The following is a 376-nucleotide window of genomic DNA, read 5'->3' as shown; positions in this document are numbered from 1 at the left end:
GCGTTAAGGTGCTTAACAGTGGCTATTCCACGGAAGACAAAGAGTGGAACAGTGCTGAGGGTAAGGCCTATTTTGTTGAGTCTGAAGACTTGGGATACTTGAAGGTTTCCTTCTTTGGGCCTTTTTACGGCTCCTACATCGTGTTTGAACTAGAAAAGCAGAACTATGATTATGCCTTTGTTTCAGGGCCTAATCATTCCTACCTTTGGCTACTCTCGAGAACACCGCAAATCAGTGATGGCATAAAGCAGAAATTTAAAAGCCAAGCAAAAGAGCTTGGCTTTGATACTAGCGAACTAATCTGGGTCGAACAGACTGTGGATTAGTACTGTTCTGGGTTATCGCGCAAGAAACCGTGTAAGGTTTCAATCATCTC

General features: G+C 43.6%; 1 protein-coding gene. It reads left to right on the top strand.

Annotation, left to right across the window (positions count from 1 at the left end):
• Positions 1-326, top strand: a 326-nt coding sequence (locus AB4585_RS23210; protein WP_372171142.1) for a lipocalin family protein, incomplete at its 5' end; no start/stop codon positions are given.
• Positions 327-376: the final 50 nt, after the last annotated feature.

Source organism: Vibrio sp. 10N.222.49.C9 (assembly GCF_041474985.1).
Classification (GTDB): Bacteria; Pseudomonadota; Gammaproteobacteria; order Enterobacterales; family Vibrionaceae; genus Vibrio; species Vibrio crassostreae_C.
Note: the sequence above shows the minus strand (reverse complement) of the source record. Positions and strands in the feature narration are given on the sequence as shown.